Source organism: Burkholderia contaminans (assembly GCF_029633825.1).
In the GTDB taxonomy this organism is placed as follows: Bacteria; Pseudomonadota; Gammaproteobacteria; order Burkholderiales; family Burkholderiaceae; genus Burkholderia; species Burkholderia contaminans.
Map to the genome: position 1 here is coordinate 1,902,222 of NZ_CP090641.1, position 21,702 is coordinate 1,923,923.

A 21,702-nucleotide genomic window follows, 5' to 3' on the forward strand; every position below is an offset into this window, starting at 1 on the left:
GGACGCTCGGCGTTCGCATATGGCAGCGTTGGTTTCAACATCAGCATCTCTGTCGTGGCCGCGCCCACCGGCCACCACCGAACGCCCACACCGAAACCCGATTGAGTGCAACAGGAGGGGGTGCGGCAACCGGCGAAGTACGTAGACCAACTCACTCCGAACGTGAACAGGGGCCTCACCGGCGCCGCACCCATGAAGGATATCGACGGCGCGGTGCGCCGCCTATCGGACAGGACTGATTCTGAGCGGTCAAATTCCGCGCCATTTGCACTCGGCCCGTTGACAGCCCCTATCCCCCTGTGATCTGATTTCGGCCATGCAAGCCGCCCAGCCCCTCTTCTCGCTACGACTACTAGCCCGTTTCTCCGGGCTGGGTCTGCGGCTGCGCGCTTTCCATCTGCTTCGTTCCTGAAGCGCCAGATTTCCCCCGCTTCACCGACCTGGCCCCGGTTGTCGACCGGCGCCTGAGTTCGTCCTTCTTCCGAATCGCCCCGCTCCGTCCCGGTCGCTCAACCGCCAAGGCCGTCGTTCGCCGTACCGCTTTGCCGTTGTGCCGTTTGCTACCGCTATCACCCGTTTTCATCGCTGCGCGCGCAGCCGGCCACCCTGATGGATGGCCAGCGCGCGGCGGTTTCCCGATAAACCGACCGAGGACCCACCATCATGATGCTGAAGAACCCCGCGACGAAGTACCGACCGTTCACGCCCGTCAACCTGCCGAACCGCGTATGGCCGACGCGCACGATCACGCAGGCGCCGATCTGGATGAGCACCGACCTGCGCGACGGCAACCAGTCGCTGTTCGAGCCGATGGACGCCGCGCGCAAGATGCGGATGTTCAAGATGCTGGTCGCGATCGGTTTCAAGGAGATCGAGGTTGCGTTCCCGTCGGCGTCCGAGACCGACTTCAACTTCGTGCGCGAGCTGATCGAAGGCGGCCACATTCCCGATGACGTGACGATCGAGGTGCTCACACAGGCGCGCGACGACCTGATCGAGCGCACCTTCGACTCGCTGCGCGGCGCGAAGCGCGCGATCGTGCACCTGTACAACGCGACCGCGCCGGAATTTCGCAAGATCGTGTTCGGCCTCGACCGCGACGGCGTGAAGACCCTCGCGGTGAACGCCGCGCGCACGATCAAGCGCTTCGCCGACGCCGCGACCGATACGCATTTCACGCTGCAATACAGCCCGGAAACCTTCACGGCGACCGAGCTCGATTTCGCGAAGGAAGTGTGCGACGCCGTGTTCGACGTGTGGCAGCCGACGCCGGAGCACAAGGCGATCGTGAACCTGCCGGCCACCGTCGAAGTCGGCACGCCGAACTTCTACGCGGACCAGATCGAATGGATGCACCGCAACCTCGCGCGCCGCGATGCGCTGATCGTGTCCGTGCATCCGCACAACGACCGCGGCACGGCGGTCGCGGCGGCCGAGCTCGCGGTGATGGCCGGCGCGGACCGGATCGAGGGCTGCCTGTTCGGCAACGGCGAGCGCACCGGTAACGTCGATCTCGTCACGCTTGCGCTGAACCTGTACTCGCAGGGTGTCGATCCGGGCCTCGATTTCTCGCAGATCAACGAAGTCGCGCGCACGGCCGAGGAATGCACGCAGTTGCCGATCCATCCGCGCCATCCGTACGTCGGCGACCTGGTGTTCACTGCGTTCTCCGGCTCGCACCAGGACGCGATCAAGAAGGGCTTCGCGGTGCAGCGCCCCGATGCCGTGTGGGAAATGCCGTACCTGCCGATCGATCCGAGCGATGTCGGCCGCACGTACGACTCGATCATTCGCGTGAACAGCCAGTCGGGCAAGGGCGGTATCGCGTACCTGCTCGAGCAGAGCTATGGCGTCGTGCTGCCGCGCCGCCTGCAGGTCGACTTCAGCGCGGCCGTGCAGCGCCTGACCGACGACAGCGGGCTCGAGGTGACGAGCACGCAGATCTGGTCGCTGTTCCAGCAGGAATATGTGGAAGGCGATGCGCCGTTGCGTTACGTCGGCCATGAGCTGACCGAGCGCGACGGCCGCGAGACGATCGTGCTGACCGCCGACGTGCACGGCGAGCGCCGCGTGTTGCGTGGTGAAGGCAACGGCCCGCTCGACGCGCTGATGCATGCGTTGCGTACGCCGCTGCGGATCCAGCATTACGAGGAGCGCGCGTTGTCACAAGGCGCCGATGCGAAGGCGATCGCGATCGCGGAACTGGCCGGCACGGGCGTGCGCGGCAGCGCGTTTGGCGTCGGCATCGACGCGAACCTGACGACCGCGTCGATCCGCGCGGTGATCAGCGGGATCAACCGCGCGTATGCGCGCGCGGACGAAGCGGTGCAGGCGACGTTTTTTGGGGTGCAGTCGGCGGTGAAGGCCGTCGCGTAACAGGGAAGCGGCCGGTCGCGCCGGCCGTCTCCGGTGCGGCTGCGTCGTCGTCGGTGCCGGCGGCGGCGCCGCACGGCCGGGCGAATGCGGCACGCAGCTCCGCCTTCATGAAGTCCACCCACGCGCGTGTCTCCGCGTCGAGATCAAGGTGCGGACCGATCCGCACAGTCGGGCCGGCGCGTGTCGCCGGCCCTGAGCGATACGTCACGCGGCGCACATCGCACATCGTGCATCGATCGTGGATCGGACCCGCAAGCAAGGAACCGGTCGATCACGCGTGCGTTCGCGATGTCGACGAAGAAGGTGCTGTCCATCGGCACGATCAGGCATGTCATGTACGACGTGCCGTGCCGTGCCGTGCCATGCCGTGCCGCGCGGTGACGGTCAGTAGGTTCGCGATCGCGATCGCCGCGGCCAGTTCAGCACGAACGCCATCGGCACGCCGAACAGCAGGATCCAGCGCACCGTGTAGTACACGAGCACGTTCGAGTCGAACAGGAAGAACAGGAACGGCAGCGGCCACAGTACGGCTCGCAGCGGCAGCCACTTGCGCTCGCGCTTGCCCGTGTTGTTCTGCATGACGAGCAGCAGGGCGGGAATCACGAACGCCAGGACGAATCCCGCGATGCCGAAGTTCACCAGGAATTCTCCCGGCATGCCGAACAGCAGGGTCGTCTTGTCGAGCGCGGTGCGTTCGAGATCTCGAACGATGTCGGATTTCTCCAGCGCGAACGTATCAGGCCGGTCGCTCCATAGCGCGCTCGGCACGACCGAGGCAACCGCGCCGACGAAGCTGCGCCCCATCGGGTAGGCGTAGCCTGGTTGCGTGACCGCGTCGATCGCCAGCGTCTGCACGTCGAAGCGCGACAGGTCGCGGAACAGGAACGCGCTGACCGGGCCCATGCTCAAATCGAGATCGCGTTGTTCGGCAAACCGCTGCGACAGATTCGCGACGTCGTCGTAGCCGAGACCGAACTTCAATGGCATCAGCAGCAGCCCGACCAGCGCCACGCCGATGCCGGCGGTCCGGATCGTGCGCGGGCCGATCCGCGCGACGAACGCGTGATGGATGAACAGCGCGAACACCAGCACGAACACGATGCCCTGGCGGCTTCCCGCGATGCCCGACGAAAGCCAGCCCAGCACGCCGAGCTGAACGAACGCCACGACGGTGAGCAGCGTACTGCGGCGGCGACGCATCGTCAGGCAGACGAAGACCCACAGCGGCGACGTGTTGGCCAGCGCCTGGATCACGCCCAACCCGCGAAACGGGTCGTTGTCAGTGCCGGTTTGTTCGACGCGCGTGTCGTACAGTTCGGCGATTCGTGCATAGCCGCCCAGCTTGATGTAGATGAACGCAAGCGCACCGAGCGACAGCAGTGCGAACAGGTACGCGAGTCCGCCCGCATACACGCCCGGTTCGAAGTGCCACTCGGGTTCGCGAAGGCGGCTGGCGTATGCATCGAGGGTCAGCTTGACCACCAGCACGCCGGCGATGCTCAGGCCGTACCAGAGCGCGACGGCGAGGCTGTCCTGCGGCAGCAGATGAAGATAGATCTCGTCTCCGGCCAGCAACTGCCAGAGCGGAAACACGCCCAGAAAGAAGAACAGGAAGATGCGGAACCAGCGCACGGTCGGGTTGCTCGGCCGGATGCCGGCGATGGCCAGCAGCAGCGCGCCGTTCAGCAACAGCAGCACGCCGTGCATGTGTCCGGTCAGCAGGAGCGTTGCGACGCTCGCCGCGAGCGCGCCGACGACGCACGTCGTTCCGATCATGCTCCAGCCGCTGCGTGAGCGGCGTGCGTCGCGGGTCGAGCGCAGCGTATTCATAGCGAAGGTGCGCCCGTCGTCCAGCCGCTGTAGTAACCGTACAGGCTGCTGTAGTCGTGTTCGGTGATCGCCAGCTCGCCGGTGCGGTCGAGCACGACGCGCCCGTCGCGAACGAGCGTGAACCTCGGCTGCCCGGGCAGACTCGGCACGTCGACGAATGAAATGCCGGCCGGCAGCGGGCGGTGGTATTCGCGTCCACCCTGGCGGACGGTCAACCGTGCAGGATGCGTCAGGAATGCGCACACGAACACGCGATCGACCAGCGGGCCCTGCGGCATGTCCGGCGGCGGATAGGTGGGCGCCGCCGCACCGTCTGCGGCGATCTCGCCTTGCGCGGCCGGCGACAGGCGATAGAAATGGAACAGTTCGTCGCGCTCGATCGGCGGCGGGCTGCCGGTCTTGAACCAGCGTATGTAGTAGCGCGACGCGCGCAGATAGCCCTCGTGGCTCAGGATCGGACCGAAGCGTGCGTGATAGACGACGGGTTGCCGGGCGCCGCCGGTCGGCGCGACATACGTCGATTCCGACCAGTCGTTCCAGGTCACGATCTGCACCCAGGTCGCACGCGATTCAATCGCCGCGCGCCATTCCTCGGCCATGCCGGCAAACCCGTTCGTCTCGAACGCGCGATAGTTCGTGCCTTGCGGCAGGCCGCGGTAGTACGGTGTCACCGGGGTCATGAACGTCTTGCCGGCGTTGCGCAGGGCCGGGGCCAGCGCGCGCGTGGAGCGGGCCAGCAGCGACGGCGCGCCCGCCGCGCCGAAGTAGAAGTAACCGTCCGCCGGACCGATCCGCTCGACGATGTCGGCCGCCACGTTCGCGTCGATTTCCCGTTCGCCGGTGCGCGGGAACAGGTGCGGCACGAAATACGCGCCGAGGCGCTGCGCGGTCGCCAGCAGCGATGACGCGTGAGTGCCTTCGAGTCCGCCCAGCGCGTACGCCGACACCATCGGGCGCCCGTCCACCATCAACTGCGCGCGGCGTCCGCGAACGGTCCGCACGATGTCCTCGAGCTCGTCCTGCGCGCGGCCGTCGGCGGACACGAACAGCGCGAACGCGCCGTCGAAGCGATCGGCCGCATCGTACATTGCCTCGACCCGCCGCTTGTAATACGGCTCGAACGCGCTCCAGCCGCCGCAATTCAGCGCGAAGCCGTCGATGCCGGCGGCCATCGCGTCCTGCATTTCCTGTGCGTACTGATCGGCGCTGGTGACTTTTCCGTCTCTCGGCCACGCGACCATGTAGTGCGCGAAGACCTTGCGCGTGACCGGGGCGCCGCTCGCTTCGGCCGTGCGCGCGCGAAGCAGCTCGCCCGGGGTCAGTGCGGCAGCGACCGTCGTCGCGATGAAGGATCGTCGTTTCATGAGCTCTCCTGTTCAGTGTTCGCTGGCCCGGCCCGGTGCCGGCCGCGAGGCGGGGCACGGCGTGTCAGCAGCACGCACGACGACGTCAGGATGACGAGCGCCGCGGCACCGACGCCGCAAATCGCGCCTTGAACGCCGAATTGCCAGCCGAGCGCCGCGACCAGCGCGAGCGTGAGCGCGGCCTCGCACGACGCCATCTTCACGAACGCGCGCCGGCTGCGCGCATACAGCCACAGCGACAGGATCCGGCAGAGAAACACGAGGCAGGCGCCAAGCAGCACGGCGAACACGAATGCGAACTGATGCGACCGGCTGCCGATCGACTGAACCGGAAACAGCCGGACTTCCAGCAACGCGTACGACGCGGCGGCCAGCGCGATGCCGCACGCCAGCAGGCCTGCCGCGAGCGTGCGGCCGAACCCGGCTCCGCCGATCAACCGCGATACCCGTCCGTCGTTTCCGCTGATCGCCAGCGAGAACGACTGTCCGAAGTTGAAGGCCAGATTGTTGAAGCCCTTGGCGACGCGATACAGTGCGGCGCCGGCCGGCCCGACAACGGCGGAAACGATCAGGACGTCCAGATGCTTGGCGCCGGACAGCACGGCGTTCGCATACCAGCTGCTCAGCATTTCGCCGCGCGCCTGCGCGATGAAGTCGCGATACCAGCCGAGCCCGCCGCGCGCGGGCGCCTGCCGGCGCTCCGGTTCATGATCGGCCGTGTCGCGGCGCCGCAGCCACAGGTACGCGGCAAGCAACATCGCGCCATACGCGGCTTCCACCAGCAGCAGCAGATCGGGGAAATGGCTGCGCAAGCCCGCGAATTCGGCAAGCAATGCGATCACGGCCAGGCGCGATAACGCGGAAATCGTCGAGATCGCGAGCACCACGCCGTTGCGCTTCGTCATCCGGAAGAACCCGAGCGCGAAATGCGACAGCCCGTAGCACACGGGTGCGATCACCAACATCGCAGTCCAGTTCGGCAGCGCGATCGAGCCGGTCCGGCCGAGCACGGCGCAGGCCACGCAGAACAGCACGGCCGAGCCGATCGCGCTGACGCAGTCGAGCCGGAGCAGGCCCGGAAACCGCGCGCGGATGCGATCGATCGTATAGATGCGTGCGGAACCGAAGTTGAACACGTCGATGGCGACGTAGAACAGCGCCAGCAACGCATACGATCGCCCGACCAGGACGGAGTCGAAGAGATGCAGCGCCAGTGCCGCGACGGCGAAATTCACCAGCGCCGGCAAGCCGGCGCTGGCGACGACGTGGATCAGGTCAGCGTTCAGGCGGCGCATCGTTCGATCAGGTAACGGCAGTACGCGTCATACTTTTCCTGCAGCGCCGAATACGAGAAACCGGCGGCCTTCGCCTGCTGGCGGGCACGCATGTCGACGAGCTGCGCCGGGTCGCGCGCGATCGCATCGATCGCGGCTTCGATCGCATCGACCGAGCCGGCCCGGATCAGGTCGCTCGCCGGCAGCACTTCCGGAATCCCGCCCACGCGCGTGCCGAGCACCGGCGTGCCGACCGCCATGGCTTCCAGCATCGCGCGCGGCATGCCCTCCTGCAGCGACGGCAGCACGAACAGATCGTGTTCCGCGACCATCGCGCAGGCCGTTTCCGACGACACCTGCCCGCGGAACGCCACCCCGTTCGCGATGCCCAGTGCGTGCGCCATGGCTTCCAGTTCCGCGCGCAAGGCACCGTCGCCGACGAGCGTGAGGACGACGGCCACGTTCTTGCGCCTCAGGCGCGCCACGGCTTCGAGCAGCGCGACGTGTCCCTTGCTCCGGTTGTGCATCATCGATACGTTGATCAGCCGCAGCGATCCGGGCTGCGCACGTGCGGCGGGATCGCGCGCGACGAAGAGCCCGTCCGGCAGGAACGCGTCGCTGAAGCCGAACGAAGCGGTGCGCGCACGCGGCGGATACTTTTCCTGCAGATACGCCTCCGTCACGTAGCGCACGCTTTGCGCCCGCCGAGCGGCGCATGCGGTCGCGCGGCAATGAAGCCATTTCGCGACGCGGCGCAGCGGGTGATCTGACGCCGCCTTGCTGAAGTAATCCTCCGGATCGGCCACGATTTCGGCCGAGAACGGCTTGCGCATGACCCAGCACAGCAGCAGCGCGAGCGTCGCGACGTTGCCCGGAAAGCGGATCACCAGCGTTTGCGCGCCGCGGAGCGCGCCGATCAGCCGCGCCGTCGCACGCGGCAAGCCCGGAAGCCAGTGGCGGGCGCCGCGAATCGCGCCGAGATCGACGAACGACGTAGTCGGCCCGGTCACGAGCGAGCCGATCGGTCGCGTTTTCGGAAACGCGCGCGCGACGATCCGCACCGCATCGAAATGCGGTGCAAAGCGGCCCGCGAACTTTTCGTGACCCATGTGGGGACTGTAGATTTCGCGGCCGACCCGCGAAAAATTACCGTCCATCACGAAGGTGATGGAACTGCTCGATTTCATGACGGATCCTTTCGACCATCTCGTTGTAGCGACCCGCGCCTTCCGCGTGCATCGCCTGCCAGTAAGCGCCGTCGTCTTCCGCGACCTCGCGCGCCAGTGCGGCGACGCGATGCGCGTCGAAGTCGCTCGCATGCACGACATAGCGCGACAGCCCGAGGTCGTCGTAAGCGGCGTGGCCCTTGCGCTCGTAGGCGATATGAATGCTCGGCACGCCGGCCAGCACGCTTTCGAGGCTGCCGTGCAGGCGGACGGAGACGACCACCGGGCGCTCGCGTGCGACGAGCGTCGCCAGGTCGTCGACTTGCCCGACACCGAACGTGTCGCGGTAGAACGTGTCGTCGCCGTTGCCGCGGCCGCTGCTTTGCAGCGCGAAACCCGCGTCCGGCAGCAGCTTTCCGAGGCGGCGCAGATTGACGACGTAGTCGTCGCGATACGGCTTGCCCTTCAGGTCGCGGAACACGAACCGGATCGGGCGGGTACGTTGGATACTGCGCTTCGCAGCCGACTCGCGGCGCGGCGTCCGGGCGATCTCGAGCACGACGAGATCGCCCGTGCGGATGCCGTGCGGATGCGCGAGCTCGTCGACGCTCTGGTCGTCGCGCAGGAACACGACATCGACGCAGCGTCGCACCAGCGCGGCCAGCAGCGCGCCGGGCAGGGACTTCAGCGGACCGATGCTCTGCGGCAGATAGATCGAGCGCTTCGTGCGGCGCAACGCCGTGCAGGCCAGCTGGCTGCCGTGCGCGATCAGCGCTTTCCAGCCCTCGATGCCGCTGGACGCGCGCAGGTAACCGCCGCCCACGCCGAAGAACAGCGCGGGCCGCGCACGGCCGAGCCCGCGCACGGTCTCGACGCAGAACCGGGCCAGCGACCAGAGGCGGACGTTCGCATCGTCGAGATAGCCGTCGAACGAGGCCGGATCGAGACAGACGATCGTGACGACATCGTCGATGCCGGCGGCGCGGATCGCCTTCAGGCTCAGCTTGACCAGCAGGCCATCGCCGCTGTTTCGCGAGCTGTACGCGTGCAGGAGATAGACGTCAGGCTTGTTCATAGATCCGCATCAGCGATTTCAGGAAGTGTTCCTGCCTGAAGGTCTGGTCGAACACGTGCCGCGCGTTGTTGCCCATGCGCCGGCAGTTGTCGACCGTCAGGCGGTTCAGGTTGTCGGCGAGGCACGGCCCGGTGAGCTCGGTGAGGATGATGCCGTTGTAGCCATGGATCACCTGCTCGGGCAGCGAGCTTTCGCCGGAGACGACGAGCACCTTGCCGGCACGCATCGCCTCGATCGGCACCAGCGCCAACCCTTCCCAGCGGGACGGCACGATCACGACGTCCATGGCCTGCATCGCGGCCTTCGTAGCAGCGGCGTCGACCCAGCCGTGGTAGACGATCCGTGAATCGTCGCCGCGGCCCGTCTCGACGCCGCCGCGCACTGCCATGCCGTACACGTTGATTTCGATGCCGGCCTTCAGCGCGGGTATCGCATCGAGCACGATGTCGAAACCCTTCTGATAATCGAGGCGCCCGAAGTAGCCGACCCGGATCGTCGCGTTGCCGGACGGGCGGTCGAGAACGGCCCTCGCGTCGTCGGCGGCGATCCCCGTATAGACGAGGTCCACCTTCGACATCGGCATCCGGTACTTGCGCGCGGCCCGCAGTTCCTCCAGCGACATGCAGACGATCCGGTCGCACCGGCGGGCCAGCAGGCGCTCGGTCAGCGCGTAGCCCAGCCGCGTGACGGTGCCGACATCCTTCTTCAGGAACGCCCACGCATGCGGCGTATAGAGGACCTTCGCGCGGGGATGCCGGAGCAGGCGCACGTACACGCCGGGGAACGTGCTGTGGCAGTGGATCACGTCCGGGTCGACGGCCTTCAGCAATGCGCGGATCTCGCGCGCGACCCGCGGGATGCGCGCCGGGTGCCGGCTCGACCGGTAGCCGATCAGCGTCAGCCCGTCCACGCCGGTCGTGCCGGACATCTTGTCGGGGTCGCAGATCAGCAGGACTTCGTTGCCGAGCGCGATCTGCTCGCGAGCCAGCGCGCCGACGTAGGTGGCGATGCCGCCCACCCAGGTTTCCACCACATGGACGATCCTCATGACGCCTCCTTCCGCGTACGCGGCCGGCGGCCGGCAGCGGCAGGCGCGCCGCCGTTCGTTTCGGTCGAGCCGTACGGCGCATAGCGATACGCGCCGTAGCGCGAGCGATAGCCCAGCGCGCGTGTATCGACGCCGTTGAACAGCACGCCAGGCAGGCCCGCCGAGACCCGGCTCAGCTGCTTCGACGCTTCGGCGATCTCGTCGATCGTCGTCTGACGGGCGCGCGTCACGAGGAACGCCGTCGCGCAGTGCGGTGCCAGGATGCTGGCGTCGGGTACCGCGAGCACCGGCGGCGTGTCGATGATCACGACGTCGTAGGCGGCGCTCATCTCGTCGAGCAGGCGATGGGTCGGTTCGCCCTGCAGCAGCTCCGACGTGCGCGACGAAGGCGTGCCCGTCGGCATGAAATCCAGTCCTTCCGACACGCGTCGCACGGCACCGTGCAGCGACACGCTTCCCGTCAGCAGGTCGGACAGCCCCGGCGTGCGCGGCACGTCGAAGGCTTCGTTCAGGTGGCCGCGCCGCATGTCCGCGTCGACCAGCAGCACGCGCTGGCCGGCGGCAGCCATCACGGCTGCCAGGTTGGCCGATACGAACGACTTGCCGACGCCGGGGCTCGGCCCCGTCAGCAGCACGCGGTTGTTGTCCGCGTCGAGCAGCGCCAGACTGAGGGTCGTACGCAGGCTTTTCAGGCTTTCGATGGAAGGGTCGTACGGGTGCTCGTCGGCGAGCAGCGACGGCACGTACCCGCGCCGGGCGGCGGAGGCCGCTGCCGCGCGCTGCGCCGCCGAATCGGGGATCGTGCCGTAGACGGTCAGGCCGGTGCGGCGCTCGATATCGCTGGCATCGGTCACGCCGCCGAACAGCGATTCGCGCGCGACTGCCGCCGTGACGCCCAGCATCACGCCGAGAATCGCGGACAGGGCGAGAATCAGCGCCTTGCGCGGCTCGACCGGCTCTTCCGGGACGGGCGCGTGGTCGACTTCGCGCACGTTGCCGACCTTGCCGGCCGACACGAGCTTCAGTTGCTGGATGTTGTTGAGCACGCCGACGTACATTTCGTTGCCGACCTCGACGTCGCGTCGCAGCCGCAGCTCGTCCTGCTCGATATCGGGGAACGCGTGCAGACGTGCCGACAGCCCGTCGATCTTCTGTTGCGCGCCGTCGATCTGCCGATCGAGCGCCTGCATGTCGGGATGGTCGGCCGCGAACCGCGTCGATGCTTCCGCGCGCTTCTGCTGCAACGCCAGCAGCGTCCCCTGCGTGGCGATACTGTCCTGCAGGTAGGCCTGCGCCTCGATGCCGAGGTTGAACGTGCCGCGCTTGCGCCGCATCGCGTTGTATTTCGCTTCCGCCTGTTCGAGGTTCTGCTTCAGTTGCGGCGCGACGGTCTCGAGGAACGCGAGCGACTTCTCCGCTTCCGCCGATTTGCGCTTGACGTTCTGCGCGATGTACGCGGTGCCGATCGTATTGAGGATGCTAGCGACCGTGTCCGGGTCTTCCCCCTTCAGCGACACGCTGATGACGTTGCTCTGCTTTCGGATCTCCGACACGTTCAGGTGCTTCTGCAGTTTCTGCAGCGTCTTGAGTTCGGAGAGCCGTTCGATCCGGAACGCTGCACCCGGCCGCGCTTGGAGCGCGTCCACGCGGATGCGGAACGTGCCGCCGGCCTGTGTCGACTCGACGAGCTGCCCGGGCACGCCTTCGATCGGCCGGTCGAGATCGCCGCTTTTCAGCCGGAAGCGGCCGTCGGGCAGCGCCGTCAGCTCGAACGTCTCGCCCTCGAACGCCTTCGGCACATCGAACGTGCCGATGTCGATCGATTCGTTGCCCCAGCCGTATCCGCCGAAGCCGAACAGCCCGGGATGCGACAGGCCGTGCGCGCGTTTGGCGATCGCGTTGCCGATCAGCGGGAAGCGTTTCGGTTGCGCGTCGACGTACAGGCGCAGGTTCTCGACGGCATGGCCGACGACCATGCGCGACTTGAGGATTTCAATTTCGGCGGCCGCCTGGATCTTCGCGTCGAAGAGCGACGACACGCTGCCGAGCAGCGAGTCGGGCGAGCCCGTGTTGTCCTCGACCTGGATCAGCAGGTTCGACTCGTAGACCGGCTTCGCGAGCAGCGCATACGCGGCGCCGACGGCAAACACGGCGGCCGCGACACCGGCCACCAGCCAGCGGTTCGTCAATACCAGGTCGGCATACCGGACCAGTTCCGGCTCGTCGCCGAGGTCGGTTTCGGGTAATGGGCACGATGCCCGGTTCATGAGGACTTTGTTCATCGTTCAACGCTCATTTCAGTGCCGCGATCGTGGGCACCCACGCGTTCACGCCGTGCTCGATCCGGGAATAGGCCTGCCGGAACGCATCGACCGGTTTCATGTAGGGATCCGGCACATCCATGCCGTTCTGCTTGTCGAGCTGGAACACGCGTCCGAGCGCATAGGGATAGCGCTCGACGATCGCGCGCTTCTGGGCGGCTTCCATCGTCAGGACGATGTCGGCGCCGCGAATCAGTGCCGCGGTAAGTTGCTGCGCACGGTGCGCGGAGAGGTCGATCCCGTGCTCGGCCGCGACCACGACCGCACTTCCGTCGGCGGGCTCGCCGACGAGCGCGGACGTGCCGGCCGACGCCACCTCGACGCCCGCCAGGCGCGATCGCAGCAGCCCTTCGCCGATCGGGCTGCGACAGATATTTCCGGTGCAGATGATGAGAATGTTTCGAATCATGGGCGACGGTCTCCAGTCATTTCGTGACGATCGCGCCCGTCAAGCCGGCATTGATCGCCGGCAACAGCAGGTTCAGCACGCGGCTGGCGCGCACGAGGCTGTTGCTGTCGACGTAGACGACGTCCTTGGGCTGCAGGTCGAACTGGTTGGCCAGCACCATCGCGACGGGCGAGCGTGCATCGAGGTGGAACACACGCGGCGCGTCGCTCGTCGCGCCGCGAATCACGTAGAGCTGCGCGGCGTCCGCGCTTGCGCTGTTGAAGCTGCCGGCCTGCGACAGCGCATCGCTCAGCGTGAGCCGGCCCGTGCGTAGCGGCAGCGCGGTGATCGGACGGGAAACCTCGCCCATCACGTACACGCCGTTTTCCTCGCGCGGCACCACGCGCAGCAGGTCGCCGTTGCGCAGCACCAGGCTGGACGGATTCACGCCGCGCGCGAGCATGTCGGGCAGGTCGATCGGATAGGACGCGCCGCCGCGCACCAGCTCGAGGCGGCTCTGGTCGGCCGCCGCCGTGAAGCCGCCCGCGCGGCCGACCGCTTCGTACAGCGTCAGCGGCACGTCGTTGACCGGCACGGTGCCCGGTGTGCGGACTTCGCCGTCGACGTGAATCTGTTTCGCGCGGAACGACGCGACGCGCACCGTGACCTTCGGTGCGACGAAGTAGCGCGCGAGCGCGGCCGAGATCGCCTGGCGTGCGCCGTCGACCGTCAGGCCCGCGACCGGCACGTTGCCGGCGTAGGGCATCTGCACGTTGCCTGCGTCGTCGATGACGAAGCCCTGCGGCGGATCGGACGGGCGTGTGTTCGTCTGCGGCTGCTGGCCCTGCGCGAGCGCCAGTTCAGGGTGATCCCACACGGTGACCTGCAGCACGTCGCCGGCGCCGAGCGTATAGGCAGTGGCGGGTCCGACGAGCGCAGCGGCCTGGTTGGTGGCCGCACTGCGTGCGTCGGCCCTCAACTGGCGAATCAGCGTCGCATTGATTTCGGCGATGGACACCGGCAGCACGGTGCCCGGCGTATGCGCATCGCCGCCCGACACAGGCAGGCTGGCCTGGGTGGGCATCTGCATCCCGGGCGCGAACGCGCAGCCCGACAGCACCGCGCAGAAAAGGACCCCGGCGCACCCGCGCACGATGCCGGGCGCGGGTGACGGAGCGACCGCGGCCGCGCGGGGATGGCGGCCGCCGAAGGAGCGGGAAAGAGAGAACTTCAATGTAAGACCTGCTTGTCCGGTTGGCGCGTCGTGACGACGTGCATGGGGCGCTCAGTAAGCGTTCTGGTGCCCGAAGCCTTTCAGCACCGTCGCGCCGATGATTCGAAGATCGAGCGCGAACGACCAGTTGCGCAGGTAGTACAGGTCGTACTCGACACGCGACTGCATGCTTTCGAGCTGCTCGGTCGCGCCGCGCAGGCCGTTGATCTGCGCCCAGCCCGTGATGCCTGGCTTGATCCGGTAGCGGTGGATGTAGCCGTCGACGAGCGTGCGGTATTGCGCGTCGTGCTCCACCGCATGCGGGCGCGGGCCGACCACCGACATGTCGCCGAACAGCACGTTGACGAACTGCGGCAGCTCGTCGAGGCTCGTGCGGCGCAGGAATGCGCCGACTTTCGTCACGCGCGGGTCGTTGCGCGTGGCCTGTGCGACCTTGCCCGGTTGTTCGACATGCACGCGCATCGTGCGGAACTTGTAGATGTCGAACGTCTGGCCGTCGGCACCGCGGCGCCGCTGCGTGAACAGCACGGGGCCCGGCGATGTCAGCTTGATGGCCAAGGCGAGGACGAGCATCAACGGCATCAGCACGATCAGCACGGCAGCCGCGAACAGGCGATCGAAGATCGATTTCGTGAGCAGCGCGCGTCGCGACAGCGGCGGCGCGGCCAGCGAGATCGCCGGCTCGCCGAGGATGTCCTCGACGTGGCTGCCGAACAGCGCGTGTTTGCTGACGTCGGGCATCAGCCGCAGTTCGACGAAATCGGCGCGGAACTCGTCGATCACGCGCGTGATCGCGGCGTCGTCGTCGAGCGGCAGCGCAATCCAGATCTCGTCCGCGCACGCTGCACGCGCGGATGCGGCGAATGACGCGAGATCGGTCGCGACGAAACCGTTACCGCCGAGCGCGACGGTCTCGCCCGTCGTGCGATATGCGCCGACGAAGCGGTAGCGTGCCGCACCGGCCCCGCGGAGCGACTCGACGATGCGCTCGAGCCATTCGCCGCCGCCGACGATCGCGATGCGCGACGGCATGCCTGCCACGCCCAGGCTGCGACGGCATACGACGCCCAGTACGAGCCGGAATGCAACGAGTGCAATCGCGGCACAGAACGTCCATCCGAAAAACCACGCGAGCAGCGGCGCCGTGACGTCCGTTATCGCAATCATTTTTAGGAATACAAAACCTTGAACGACAAACCAGAGCAAGAGCGTACGCAGGGCATGGCGTGTCGCCGGTCGCGTGCGGCCATCGAGGCCGATGCCGGCGAGCCGCAGAACGAATGCCGCGAGCAGCGCGCTGACGCTGATCAACAGCCATTCGATGCGAAGTGTCGCGAGATTGAAAAGAGAACCTTGATGCACGATCACCGCAATGACGACGATCAGCAGCGTATCGATCGCGCATACGAAACGCGCACCGACCGTTGCCCGCTTGCGCTGCATAGCTGTATTCATTCGGCTTGACCCCTGGTCATCCCGGATCCGTTGGCGCGGTGCAACTTCATGCGTGTTGTGGGAAACCGGACATGACATGGTGTTTGATAATGACAGTTGGCAAGAAAGATGAGTTTATGAGTGGCTCGACCGCTGAACCATGGGACGATGACGGGTCTGGTCTTTAATAGGCATAGGACAAGAACTAAATCGTTGCTCGTGCCCGAATACGTCGTCGAGGGTGCGCGATCGCGGAAGGCGCGGCACAAGCAGTCGGCACGAACACTTCATGAAGCGTCGCGACTGCGCCGATCGAAACGGGGCCGGTCGTCCGTACGACAGTGACGTTGGTGAGTGGTGAGACGCGTGTTCGTTCTTCATGCTGTCCGTTCGTCCTTGCCTTCACGCGGGTTCGTGGCACGTGCCGCGAGAGGCTTCGTTCGATTGCCGGCATCGCGGCACCTTGCCCGGTGCGCTCGAGCAGTACGGCGAGTCTATGAACGATGATGGTGCGCGGCCATCGGCCCACACGCGAACGGAGCGAGAAAGATGTTCGGACTGGTCCGAGGCCTATTCGGACTCCGGATCGACGAGGTCAAGGATGGTTAAACGACCGGGGAACGAGAGGGTTTTCAGGTCGCGCGAGCGCGAAACCGTGTGGGGAAACTGCATGCGTCGACTCGTCATGAAGTCGAGGAAAGGGGCGGCCCGCGTCAACGTGGCGTGCATGCAGCGCGGGGCCGACGACATGCGGGTGTAATCCGGCTGCATTCGATCGATCTGGTTGCCTGCCGGTTGCACCACCGGCGAGCACGACTACCTGCAATGAGCGTGCCGTCGCATCCGGATCGAGATCCGCCAGGAAGACGTCGTGCCGCGTGGGCGCGTGGTTGCGCAGAGTGGGGCGGGACGCGAGACGCCGCTACGAGCGGCGGTGTTGGAAACGGAGCGGTCTGCTTCGTGTCGATGGCCGGTGAAGCCGCATCAGGCGATCCTCATGAACGGCACCGCGACACGAAGCACGGCCGTTCGGATTGGCGGTTTCCTTGCCGGACAGCCGACTGCCGCCTTTCAGGTTGCGAGCGCGCGAAGATCCGTGGTGACTTCGTCGAGCACCGGCCGCCAGTCTGCGAACGTTCGCTGGCGATACAGCGTCGAACTCGGATAGAACGGGCTGTCACGCCGGTCATGCTGCCAGACCCAATGCGGGTTCGCATCGAGCAGCACCCAGGTGGACTGACCCAGCGCGCCGCTCAGGTGCGCGACCGACGTGCAGACGGTGATCACCAGATCGAGCGCGCCGACGAACGCGGCGGTGTCGTCGAGCGTCTTCCATTCGCGCGTCATGTCGATTACGTCGAACCCGGTCGCCTTTGCGGCTTCAACGTCATGCTGCGCGCCCGGTTGCAGCGAGTAGAACGCGACGTCCTTCTGCATGCCGGCAAACGCATCGGCGTAGCGCTCGAGCCCGACCCGGCGGAAGCGGTTGCGTTGATGGGTGAGGCTGCCTGTCCACGCGAGGCCGACCTTCAGCCGCGTCTCGCCGGATAGCGCGTGGCGCCATGCGTCGGTGGCTGCGGCATCCGCATGGAGGTAAGGCGCCGACGTGAAGAGGGCGTCCGTGTCGAGGCCGAGCATCCACGGAATACTCATCAGCGGCAGTTCGTAGTCGAAGGGGGGCAGGTGCTCGACGCGGGTATGGGTGTCGAACACGTCGGCGTGATCGCCGAGGCTGCGCTCGATCAGGGCGCCCATCTGCGGAAACATATTCCACACGAGCCGCCCGCCTTCGCGATGCACGCGCTGCGCGAGCAGCGGCACGTAGCGGCTGAACTGCAACACGTCGCCGATGCCTTGTTCGCCCCAGACGAGCAGCGTCTTGCCGGCAAGCGACTCGCCGCCCCAGCGCGGCCGGGCAAACCCGGGCAGCGTGTCGCGCAGCTCCGCCGCGCCGTGCCAGCGCGCCTCGTAATCGTTCCATCCCGATGCGAAGTCGCCACGCGCGAGACGCAGCAGCGACAGGTTGTGGCGGTGCGCCAGGTCTTGCGGATCGAGGGCGCATGCACGTTGCGCGTACTGCTCGGCTTCGTCCCACCGTTGCGCTTCCTTGAACACGGCGGTCGCATTGTTGGCCGCGAGCGGGCTGTCCGGCGCAAGCGTGACGGCGCGGGTGGCTGCGCGCAGTGCGCCGTCCAGGTCGAAGCGATCGAGGCGCGTGATGACCGCGTTGGTCCACGCGTTTGCGTTGCCCGGATCGTCGTCGAGTGCGCCTTCGATGAAGGCGTGTTCCAGCTCGGGATGACCGCCCGACTGACGGATCGCAAGCGCGAGATTGTTCTTCAGCGATGGCCATGCGGGGGCGAGCGCGAGCGTCTCGCGATACGGAACGATCGCTTCCGCGTGGCGCCCGGCCATCTGAAGTGCATAACCGCAATTGAACGCCGCCGCCGGCGAAGCGGGATGCTGTTGCCAGTGCATGACGGCGAGCTCGGCAGCGCGCGCGAGATCGCCGCGCTCGATCAGCGTTTGCGTGGCTGCGGCGACGGACTCGTCGAGCATGCCGGGCGCGGCCTGCGCTTCGACCGATTCGGATTGCGTCGTATCGGCGAGGTCGGCCGGCAGTCGGGGAATGTCGGCAAGCGTGGGCATGTCGTGCGAGGTGATCTGCATGGGGGTCTCTCCGGAATGCCGTTCGCGCGTCGGGCGGCGATCGGCTGCATCGTGAATCGGGAGGGCTAACAACACTTCGCGATGCGAAGCATGGCGCCGGATGGCATCGCGGGCTGTCGTTCCGGTTGAAGTGGAAGGCCCGGTGCCGTGATGCACTCCACTTTATGCAGGTGCCATGGGCAAATGAATAGGACATGTCCTAAACGGTTGAGTTTGAGGATCGGAAACGTACGTAACTCTTGCGTATGCCGACAGGAAGGCCTGTTGGACGTGTCCGTGTAGGCCCGGTCTGATTCGTGCGTATCGCGGGGCCCATGTAAGACCTGTCCGATGGAGATCGGCGTTGTCTGCGTCTTTAATGCAAGACATTCGGGGCCGGGATGGCTGGCTTCGGCTTGATGAGGAGGTCGGACGATGATCGATGGGGTGCTGGAGAACCTGCCTGCGTTGCCGGCGGGCGAAGTCGCATGAACACTGGCGCGTCTGCCGCACGAGCGGTCGAAGAAATTACGCGGATTAGGACCCGGCTGATTGTGCGGACGCTGATCGTTCTTCGACAATGCGCAGGTCGGGCGGCCGCATGGTATGTGCCCGACGCCTCGTATCCGAAGCATGTCTTCGTTCAATGCGCTGCCCGGCTTCGGGCAGCGTCTTTTTCCCGGCCGCATGCGCGCGCCGATCGACCCGATCGAGCGATGCGTGGCGCGCGGACACACGTGAATGCCTTGCGGCGGCCGGTGGGCTCGGCCGTTCATCGACCCTTCAGGTCGCAGGTTGGGAGAACGCTGCCTCATGCGAGCGCAGGGCATTCACCTCTGTCTGCGGGCGCCCGCTTCACGTTCCCGACATGCCGTCGCGTATTCGCTTGCGCGCGGCCATCCCGGCGCCGACCCGATCGGTCGCCTGCAGCGGCCACGCTGCTTTCCCTGTCGCCGCGATTGCGCGGCTTTTCCACTCCCAATGAAGGACACTTCATGAAGAAGCATCATCTTTCCATCGTATCCACCCTGATCGCACTCGCGTGTGCCGGCGGCATGCCTGCTGCGCGCGCCGCCGGCCCGAAACCCGATTCGTCATTGCCGCCGGGTGTCGAGGCGGTCGTGAACAACGTGCCGATTCCGCGTATCGACATCGACGAGGCGATCAAGACGTCCGGTCAGCCCGACACGCCGGCACTGCGCGCGCAGGTCAAGCAGAACCTGATCATCCAGAAGCTGATCGAGCAGGCTGCCGAGAAGGCGAACTACGGCGTGCGTCCGGAAGTGAACAAGGTCGTGATGCGTGCCCGCACGATCGCGTCGACGGATCTCTACCTGCACGAAATGGCCCGCCCGCAGCCGGTGACCGACGCGCAGGTCAAGGCACGTTACGACCAGATCGTCGCGAGCGCCGCGCCGTTCCAGTACCGCGCGGAAGTGATCGCCGTGCGCAGCCCGGCAGAGGCGAACGAGATCGTCGCGGAACTGAAGAAGGGCACCGCGTTCGACGCGCTCGCGAAGAAGTTCAACACGACGCCGAACGGCGGTATCGCCGAATGGGCGGACCTGCATACGCCGGTGGCGGAAGGGAACACGGCCGGCGTGCCGGTACCGGTCGCACAGGCGATCACGACGCTGCAGCCGGGCGCCATCTCGGCGCCGATCCGAGTGGGCGACGCCTTCGCGTTCGTGAAGCTCGACGAGAAGCGGAAGACCGTCGTGCCGACGTTCGACGCGGCGAAGAACGTGCTGCGCCAGCAGCTCGAAGCGCAGGCGGATCAGCGGGCAATGGCTGCGTTGGTCGAGAAGCTTGCTTCGCAGGCGACGATTCAGCAGTAAGTCGGTGGTGTGTGAAGGGCTGCCCGGGCTGTCTGGCGCTTTTGCGACGGACAGGCGGGCAGCCCGTTTTTTGTTTGTATCGGAATCGTTTCAGCGGGTGACCGAATAGTGCATCAGGGGCGAACGTCGTGCGATTGCCGACGCGCGTTGACGCATCGCAGAATCAGCCTGGTCTGATTGGTTGTAACGATCGTTCACGCTAAATTGAGCAGGTGTGGTATCGGAGGGGCTTCGGCGGCGACCGTTGGGCCCGGTCGCAGTCATGCTATCCATTGATGGCGCTACTCCTAACGCTGCCTTATGCGAGCGCCGAAGATATTCCGGTGCCACACACTTCCTTTCCAGGGCGGGATCTTTGTCACGCTGCGACAGTGATACCAGCCGAACGCGAGCGTCTTGCAGGCTGCACCACGATTTCCACATGCTGGCCCAGCGACACCAGCGCTTGCATCAGCCGCTCCAGAGAAATGTTCCGGAGTCTGTAGCGACGCACTTGGGATACCTTCGGTTGTGTCATTCCAATGATGGACGCCGCCTCGAACCGAGTCAGGCCACGCTGGTCGATCAGTTCGTTTAGCTTGAGAGCGAGCGCGGCCTTGGTCGTCAGTGCCTGGGCATCATCGAATTCCAGGTCGACAAGCACGTTGTCGGCGCACTGAGGATATTCGTCGCGATTCATCACTTATCGATTAAGAGAGTGTGGCGTCGGAACTGCGATGGCGGCGGCCGGAACCGGCCACCGCACACACTACTTTCCCTCTACTCCGACAGCCTTCAGACCGAAACCGTAATACCCACCGGCCCCGATTCCTTCGCGGGCCGCACCACGATTTCCACATGCTGGCCGAGCGATGCGAGCGTCACCATCAGCGTTTCCAGCGAAACGTTCCGAAGCCTCTCGCGCTGCTCGGGTGTGACCACCGGCCGGGTCATCTCGGCCAGCGCGGCAGCCTCTTCCTCGCTCAGGCCACGCGACGCGATCAGCGCATTGAGCTTCAGCACAAGTGCGGACTTGGCCGCCAGTTCCCCGACGTCGTAAAGGTCGAAATCGGACGATACGTCGTCGGTGTGTTGCTTCGGGGCATCTTGGTTCATTGTGCTTCTCCTGCCATCACCGATTCCAGTTGCCGGCCCGTTGCGGGATCGTCGTCGGGGCGTTCGTGCCTTGTGCGATGATCGCTGCCCGCATCATCGACCGGGGTAATCACCAGCCGCTTGTGCGATACCTCGATCTGCAAGCGCTGCTCGGGATCGAAACCCGCTGCCTCGATCCACCGGCCGGACAATTTCGTCCACAGATACATGACAGGCGGTGCCATGTCGGTCAGCCTGATGTGCGGGACGAGGCGGCCAGATTGAGAAGACGATTGCGGGGAGAGAAAACAATCGCGGAAATACGTCGGTGCGTTATGATTCGCGCCAGCCATGGTCAACTCCGTTGTTGAGTGTTGAGTTGGTTGTGGTCAGCGGCCCGCAGGTGTTGTTGTCACCTGCGGGCCGCGCTCGTTTACGCAGCGAATTTCGATCGCCATTCCGTTACATGCTTGGCAGGTCGAAATGACCGAACATTCGAAGCGAAAACGTGCAACCACTTTACCGAGATTGACTGCGGGCTGATATCGGTCTTGTACGGTTTTATCGACATTGGCCATTCGGCCGATGCCTTGCATCCTTGATGCGCAACGATTCCAGGGCGGTTGCGCCG

General features: G+C 66.0%; 18 protein-coding genes. 2 read left to right on the forward strand and 16 right to left on the reverse strand.

Translation table 11 applies throughout. The annotated features are described in order from the left end of the window. The first annotated feature begins 666 nt into the window (after positions 1-666). On the forward strand, positions 667-2,376 hold the full coding sequence (gene leuA / locus LXE91_RS26245; RefSeq protein WP_039344671.1) for a 2-isopropylmalate synthase: 1,710 nt from the start codon (positions 667-669) through the stop codon (positions 2,374-2,376). A gap of 384 nt (positions 2,377-2,760) precedes the next feature. Here leuA and LXE91_RS26250 read toward each other — a convergent pair whose 3' ends face one another. The 12 genes from LXE91_RS26250 to LXE91_RS26305 form a co-directional block, all read right to left on the reverse strand. Then, entirely contained in the window at positions 2,761-4,206 is a 1,446-nt protein-coding gene (locus LXE91_RS26250) for a hypothetical protein (RefSeq protein WP_039344243.1), read from the reverse strand. Beyond that, the gene (locus LXE91_RS26255; protein ID WP_039344241.1) at positions 4,203-5,570 is read right to left on the reverse strand and encodes an endo-1,3-alpha-glucanase family glycosylhydrolase; all 1,368 of its coding nucleotides are present in this window, start codon (positions 5,568-5,570) and stop codon (positions 4,203-4,205) included. The genes LXE91_RS26250 and LXE91_RS26255 overlap by 4 nt, the downstream gene beginning before the upstream one ends. Beyond that, positions 5,567-6,865, reverse strand: a complete 1,299-nt coding sequence (locus LXE91_RS26260; RefSeq protein ID WP_046197015.1) for a hypothetical protein — start codon at positions 6,863-6,865, stop codon at positions 5,567-5,569. Before LXE91_RS26260 ends, LXE91_RS26255 begins: the two co-directional genes overlap by 4 nt. Beyond that, complete coding sequence (locus LXE91_RS26265; RefSeq protein ID WP_223274437.1) at positions 6,853-8,031, reverse strand: glycosyltransferase; 1,179 nt, start codon at positions 8,029-8,031, stop codon at positions 6,853-6,855. Before LXE91_RS26265 ends, LXE91_RS26260 begins: the two co-directional genes overlap by 13 nt. Continuing rightward, entirely contained in the window at positions 7,991-9,085 is a 1,095-nt protein-coding gene (locus LXE91_RS26270; protein ID WP_039344237.1) for a polysaccharide pyruvyl transferase family protein, read from the reverse strand. Before LXE91_RS26270 ends, LXE91_RS26265 begins: the two co-directional genes overlap by 41 nt. Next, the gene (locus tag LXE91_RS26275; protein WP_039344235.1) at positions 9,072-10,133 is read right to left on the reverse strand and encodes a glycosyltransferase family 4 protein; all 1,062 of its coding nucleotides are present in this window, start codon (positions 10,131-10,133) and stop codon (positions 9,072-9,074) included. The genes LXE91_RS26270 and LXE91_RS26275 overlap by 14 nt, the downstream gene beginning before the upstream one ends. Further along, entirely contained in the window at positions 10,130-12,415 is a 2,286-nt protein-coding gene (locus LXE91_RS26280) for a polysaccharide biosynthesis tyrosine autokinase (protein WP_039344233.1), read from the reverse strand. The genes LXE91_RS26275 and LXE91_RS26280 overlap by 4 nt, the downstream gene beginning before the upstream one ends. A gap of 10 nt (positions 12,416-12,425) precedes the next feature. Beyond that, positions 12,426-12,863, reverse strand: coding sequence for a low molecular weight protein-tyrosine-phosphatase (locus tag LXE91_RS26285; protein ID WP_039344231.1), 438 nt, complete (start codon positions 12,861-12,863; stop codon positions 12,426-12,428). 16 nt (positions 12,864-12,879) lie between these two features. Continuing rightward, positions 12,880-13,995: a polysaccharide biosynthesis/export family protein gene (locus LXE91_RS26290; RefSeq protein WP_455550414.1), complete on the reverse strand. Its 1,116-nt coding sequence runs from the start codon at positions 13,993-13,995 to the stop codon at positions 12,880-12,882. A gap of 132 nt (positions 13,996-14,127) precedes the next feature. After that, a complete protein-coding gene (locus tag LXE91_RS26295; protein ID WP_039344228.1) occupies positions 14,128-15,531 on the reverse strand; it encodes an undecaprenyl-phosphate glucose phosphotransferase in 1,404 nt (467 codons plus the stop codon). A gap of 549 nt (positions 15,532-16,080) precedes the next feature. Beyond that, a complete protein-coding gene (locus tag LXE91_RS26300; protein ID WP_039344226.1) occupies positions 16,081-16,281 on the reverse strand; it encodes a hypothetical protein in 201 nt (66 codons plus the stop codon). A gap of 300 nt (positions 16,282-16,581) precedes the next feature. Beyond that, positions 16,582-18,180, reverse strand: coding sequence for a tetratricopeptide repeat-containing glycosyltransferase family protein (locus tag LXE91_RS26305; protein WP_039344224.1), 1,599 nt, complete (start codon positions 18,178-18,180; stop codon positions 16,582-16,584). A gap of 974 nt (positions 18,181-19,154) precedes the next feature. Between LXE91_RS26305 and LXE91_RS26310 the strand changes: the two genes are divergently transcribed. After that, on the forward strand, positions 19,155-19,997 hold the full coding sequence (locus LXE91_RS26310) for a peptidylprolyl isomerase (protein ID WP_039344223.1): 843 nt from the start codon (positions 19,155-19,157) through the stop codon (positions 19,995-19,997). A 358-nt stretch (positions 19,998-20,355) separates the two neighbouring features. Here the strand turns inward: LXE91_RS26310 and LXE91_RS26315 are convergent, their stop codons facing one another. The 4 genes from LXE91_RS26315 to LXE91_RS26330 all read right to left on the reverse strand — a co-directional run bounded on the left by LXE91_RS26315 (position 20,356) and on the right by LXE91_RS26330 (position 21,649). Further along, positions 20,356-20,676, reverse strand: coding sequence for a helix-turn-helix domain-containing protein (locus LXE91_RS26315; protein WP_039344221.1), 321 nt, complete (start codon positions 20,674-20,676; stop codon positions 20,356-20,358). 95 nt (positions 20,677-20,771) lie between these two features. Further along, positions 20,772-21,092, reverse strand: a complete 321-nt coding sequence (locus LXE91_RS26320) for an XRE family transcriptional regulator (protein WP_039344219.1) — start codon at positions 21,090-21,092, stop codon at positions 20,772-20,774. Continuing rightward, complete coding sequence (locus LXE91_RS26325) at positions 21,089-21,424, reverse strand: SymE family type I addiction module toxin (RefSeq protein ID WP_039344217.1); 336 nt, start codon at positions 21,422-21,424, stop codon at positions 21,089-21,091. Before LXE91_RS26325 ends, LXE91_RS26320 begins: the two co-directional genes overlap by 4 nt. Positions 21,425-21,460: 36 nt before the next feature. After that, the gene (locus LXE91_RS26330) at positions 21,461-21,649 is read right to left on the reverse strand and encodes a hypothetical protein (protein WP_135370737.1); all 189 of its coding nucleotides are present in this window, start codon (positions 21,647-21,649) and stop codon (positions 21,461-21,463) included. Between the last annotated feature and the right edge of the window lie 53 nt (positions 21,650-21,702).

Bases quoted from the DNA above. Each gene is read 5' to 3' on its own strand.
- LXE91_RS26255 (WP_039344241.1), bottom strand. From the start codon at position 5,570: ATGAAACGACGATCCTTCATCGCGACGACGGTCGCTGCCGCACTGACC.
- LXE91_RS26275 (WP_039344235.1), bottom strand. From the start codon at position 10,133: ATGAGGATCGTCCATGTGGTGGAAACCTGGGTGGGCGGCATCGCCACC.
- LXE91_RS26270 (WP_039344237.1), bottom strand. From the start codon at position 9,085: ATGAACAAGCCTGACGTCTATCTCCTGCACGCGTACAGCTCGCGAAAC.
- LXE91_RS26280 (WP_039344233.1), bottom strand. From the start codon at position 12,415: ATGAACAAAGTCCTCATGAACCGGGCATCGTGCCCATTACCCGAAACC.
- LXE91_RS26315 (WP_039344221.1), bottom strand. From the start codon at position 20,676: ATGAATCGCGACGAATATCCTCAGTGCGCCGACAACGTGCTTGTCGAC.
- LXE91_RS26300 (WP_039344226.1), bottom strand. From the start codon at position 16,281: ATGCAGCCGGATTACACCCGCATGTCGTCGGCCCCGCGCTGCATGCAC.
- LXE91_RS26265 (WP_223274437.1), bottom strand. From the start codon at position 8,031: ATGAAATCGAGCAGTTCCATCACCTTCGTGATGGACGGTAATTTTTCG.
- LXE91_RS26260 (WP_046197015.1), bottom strand. From the start codon at position 6,865: ATGCGCCGCCTGAACGCTGACCTGATCCACGTCGTCGCCAGCGCCGGC.
- LXE91_RS26310 (WP_039344223.1), top strand. From the start codon at position 19,155: ATGAAGAAGCATCATCTTTCCATCGTATCCACCCTGATCGCACTCGCG.
- LXE91_RS26325 (WP_039344217.1), bottom strand. From the start codon at position 21,424: ATGGCTGGCGCGAATCATAACGCACCGACGTATTTCCGCGATTGTTTT.
- LXE91_RS26305 (WP_039344224.1), bottom strand. From the start codon at position 18,180: ATGCAGATCACCTCGCACGACATGCCCACGCTTGCCGACATTCCCCGA.
- LXE91_RS26295 (WP_039344228.1), bottom strand. From the start codon at position 15,531: ATGAATACAGCTATGCAGCGCAAGCGGGCAACGGTCGGTGCGCGTTTC.
- LXE91_RS26285 (WP_039344231.1), bottom strand. From the start codon at position 12,863: ATGATTCGAAACATTCTCATCATCTGCACCGGAAATATCTGTCGCAGC.
- LXE91_RS26320 (WP_039344219.1), bottom strand. From the start codon at position 21,092: ATGAACCAAGATGCCCCGAAGCAACACACCGACGACGTATCGTCCGAT.
- LXE91_RS26330 (WP_135370737.1), bottom strand. From the start codon at position 21,649: ATGGCCAATGTCGATAAAACCGTACAAGACCGATATCAGCCCGCAGTC.
- leuA (WP_039344671.1), top strand. From the start codon at position 667: ATGCTGAAGAACCCCGCGACGAAGTACCGACCGTTCACGCCCGTCAAC.
- LXE91_RS26250 (WP_039344243.1), bottom strand. From the start codon at position 4,206: ATGAATACGCTGCGCTCGACCCGCGACGCACGCCGCTCACGCAGCGGC.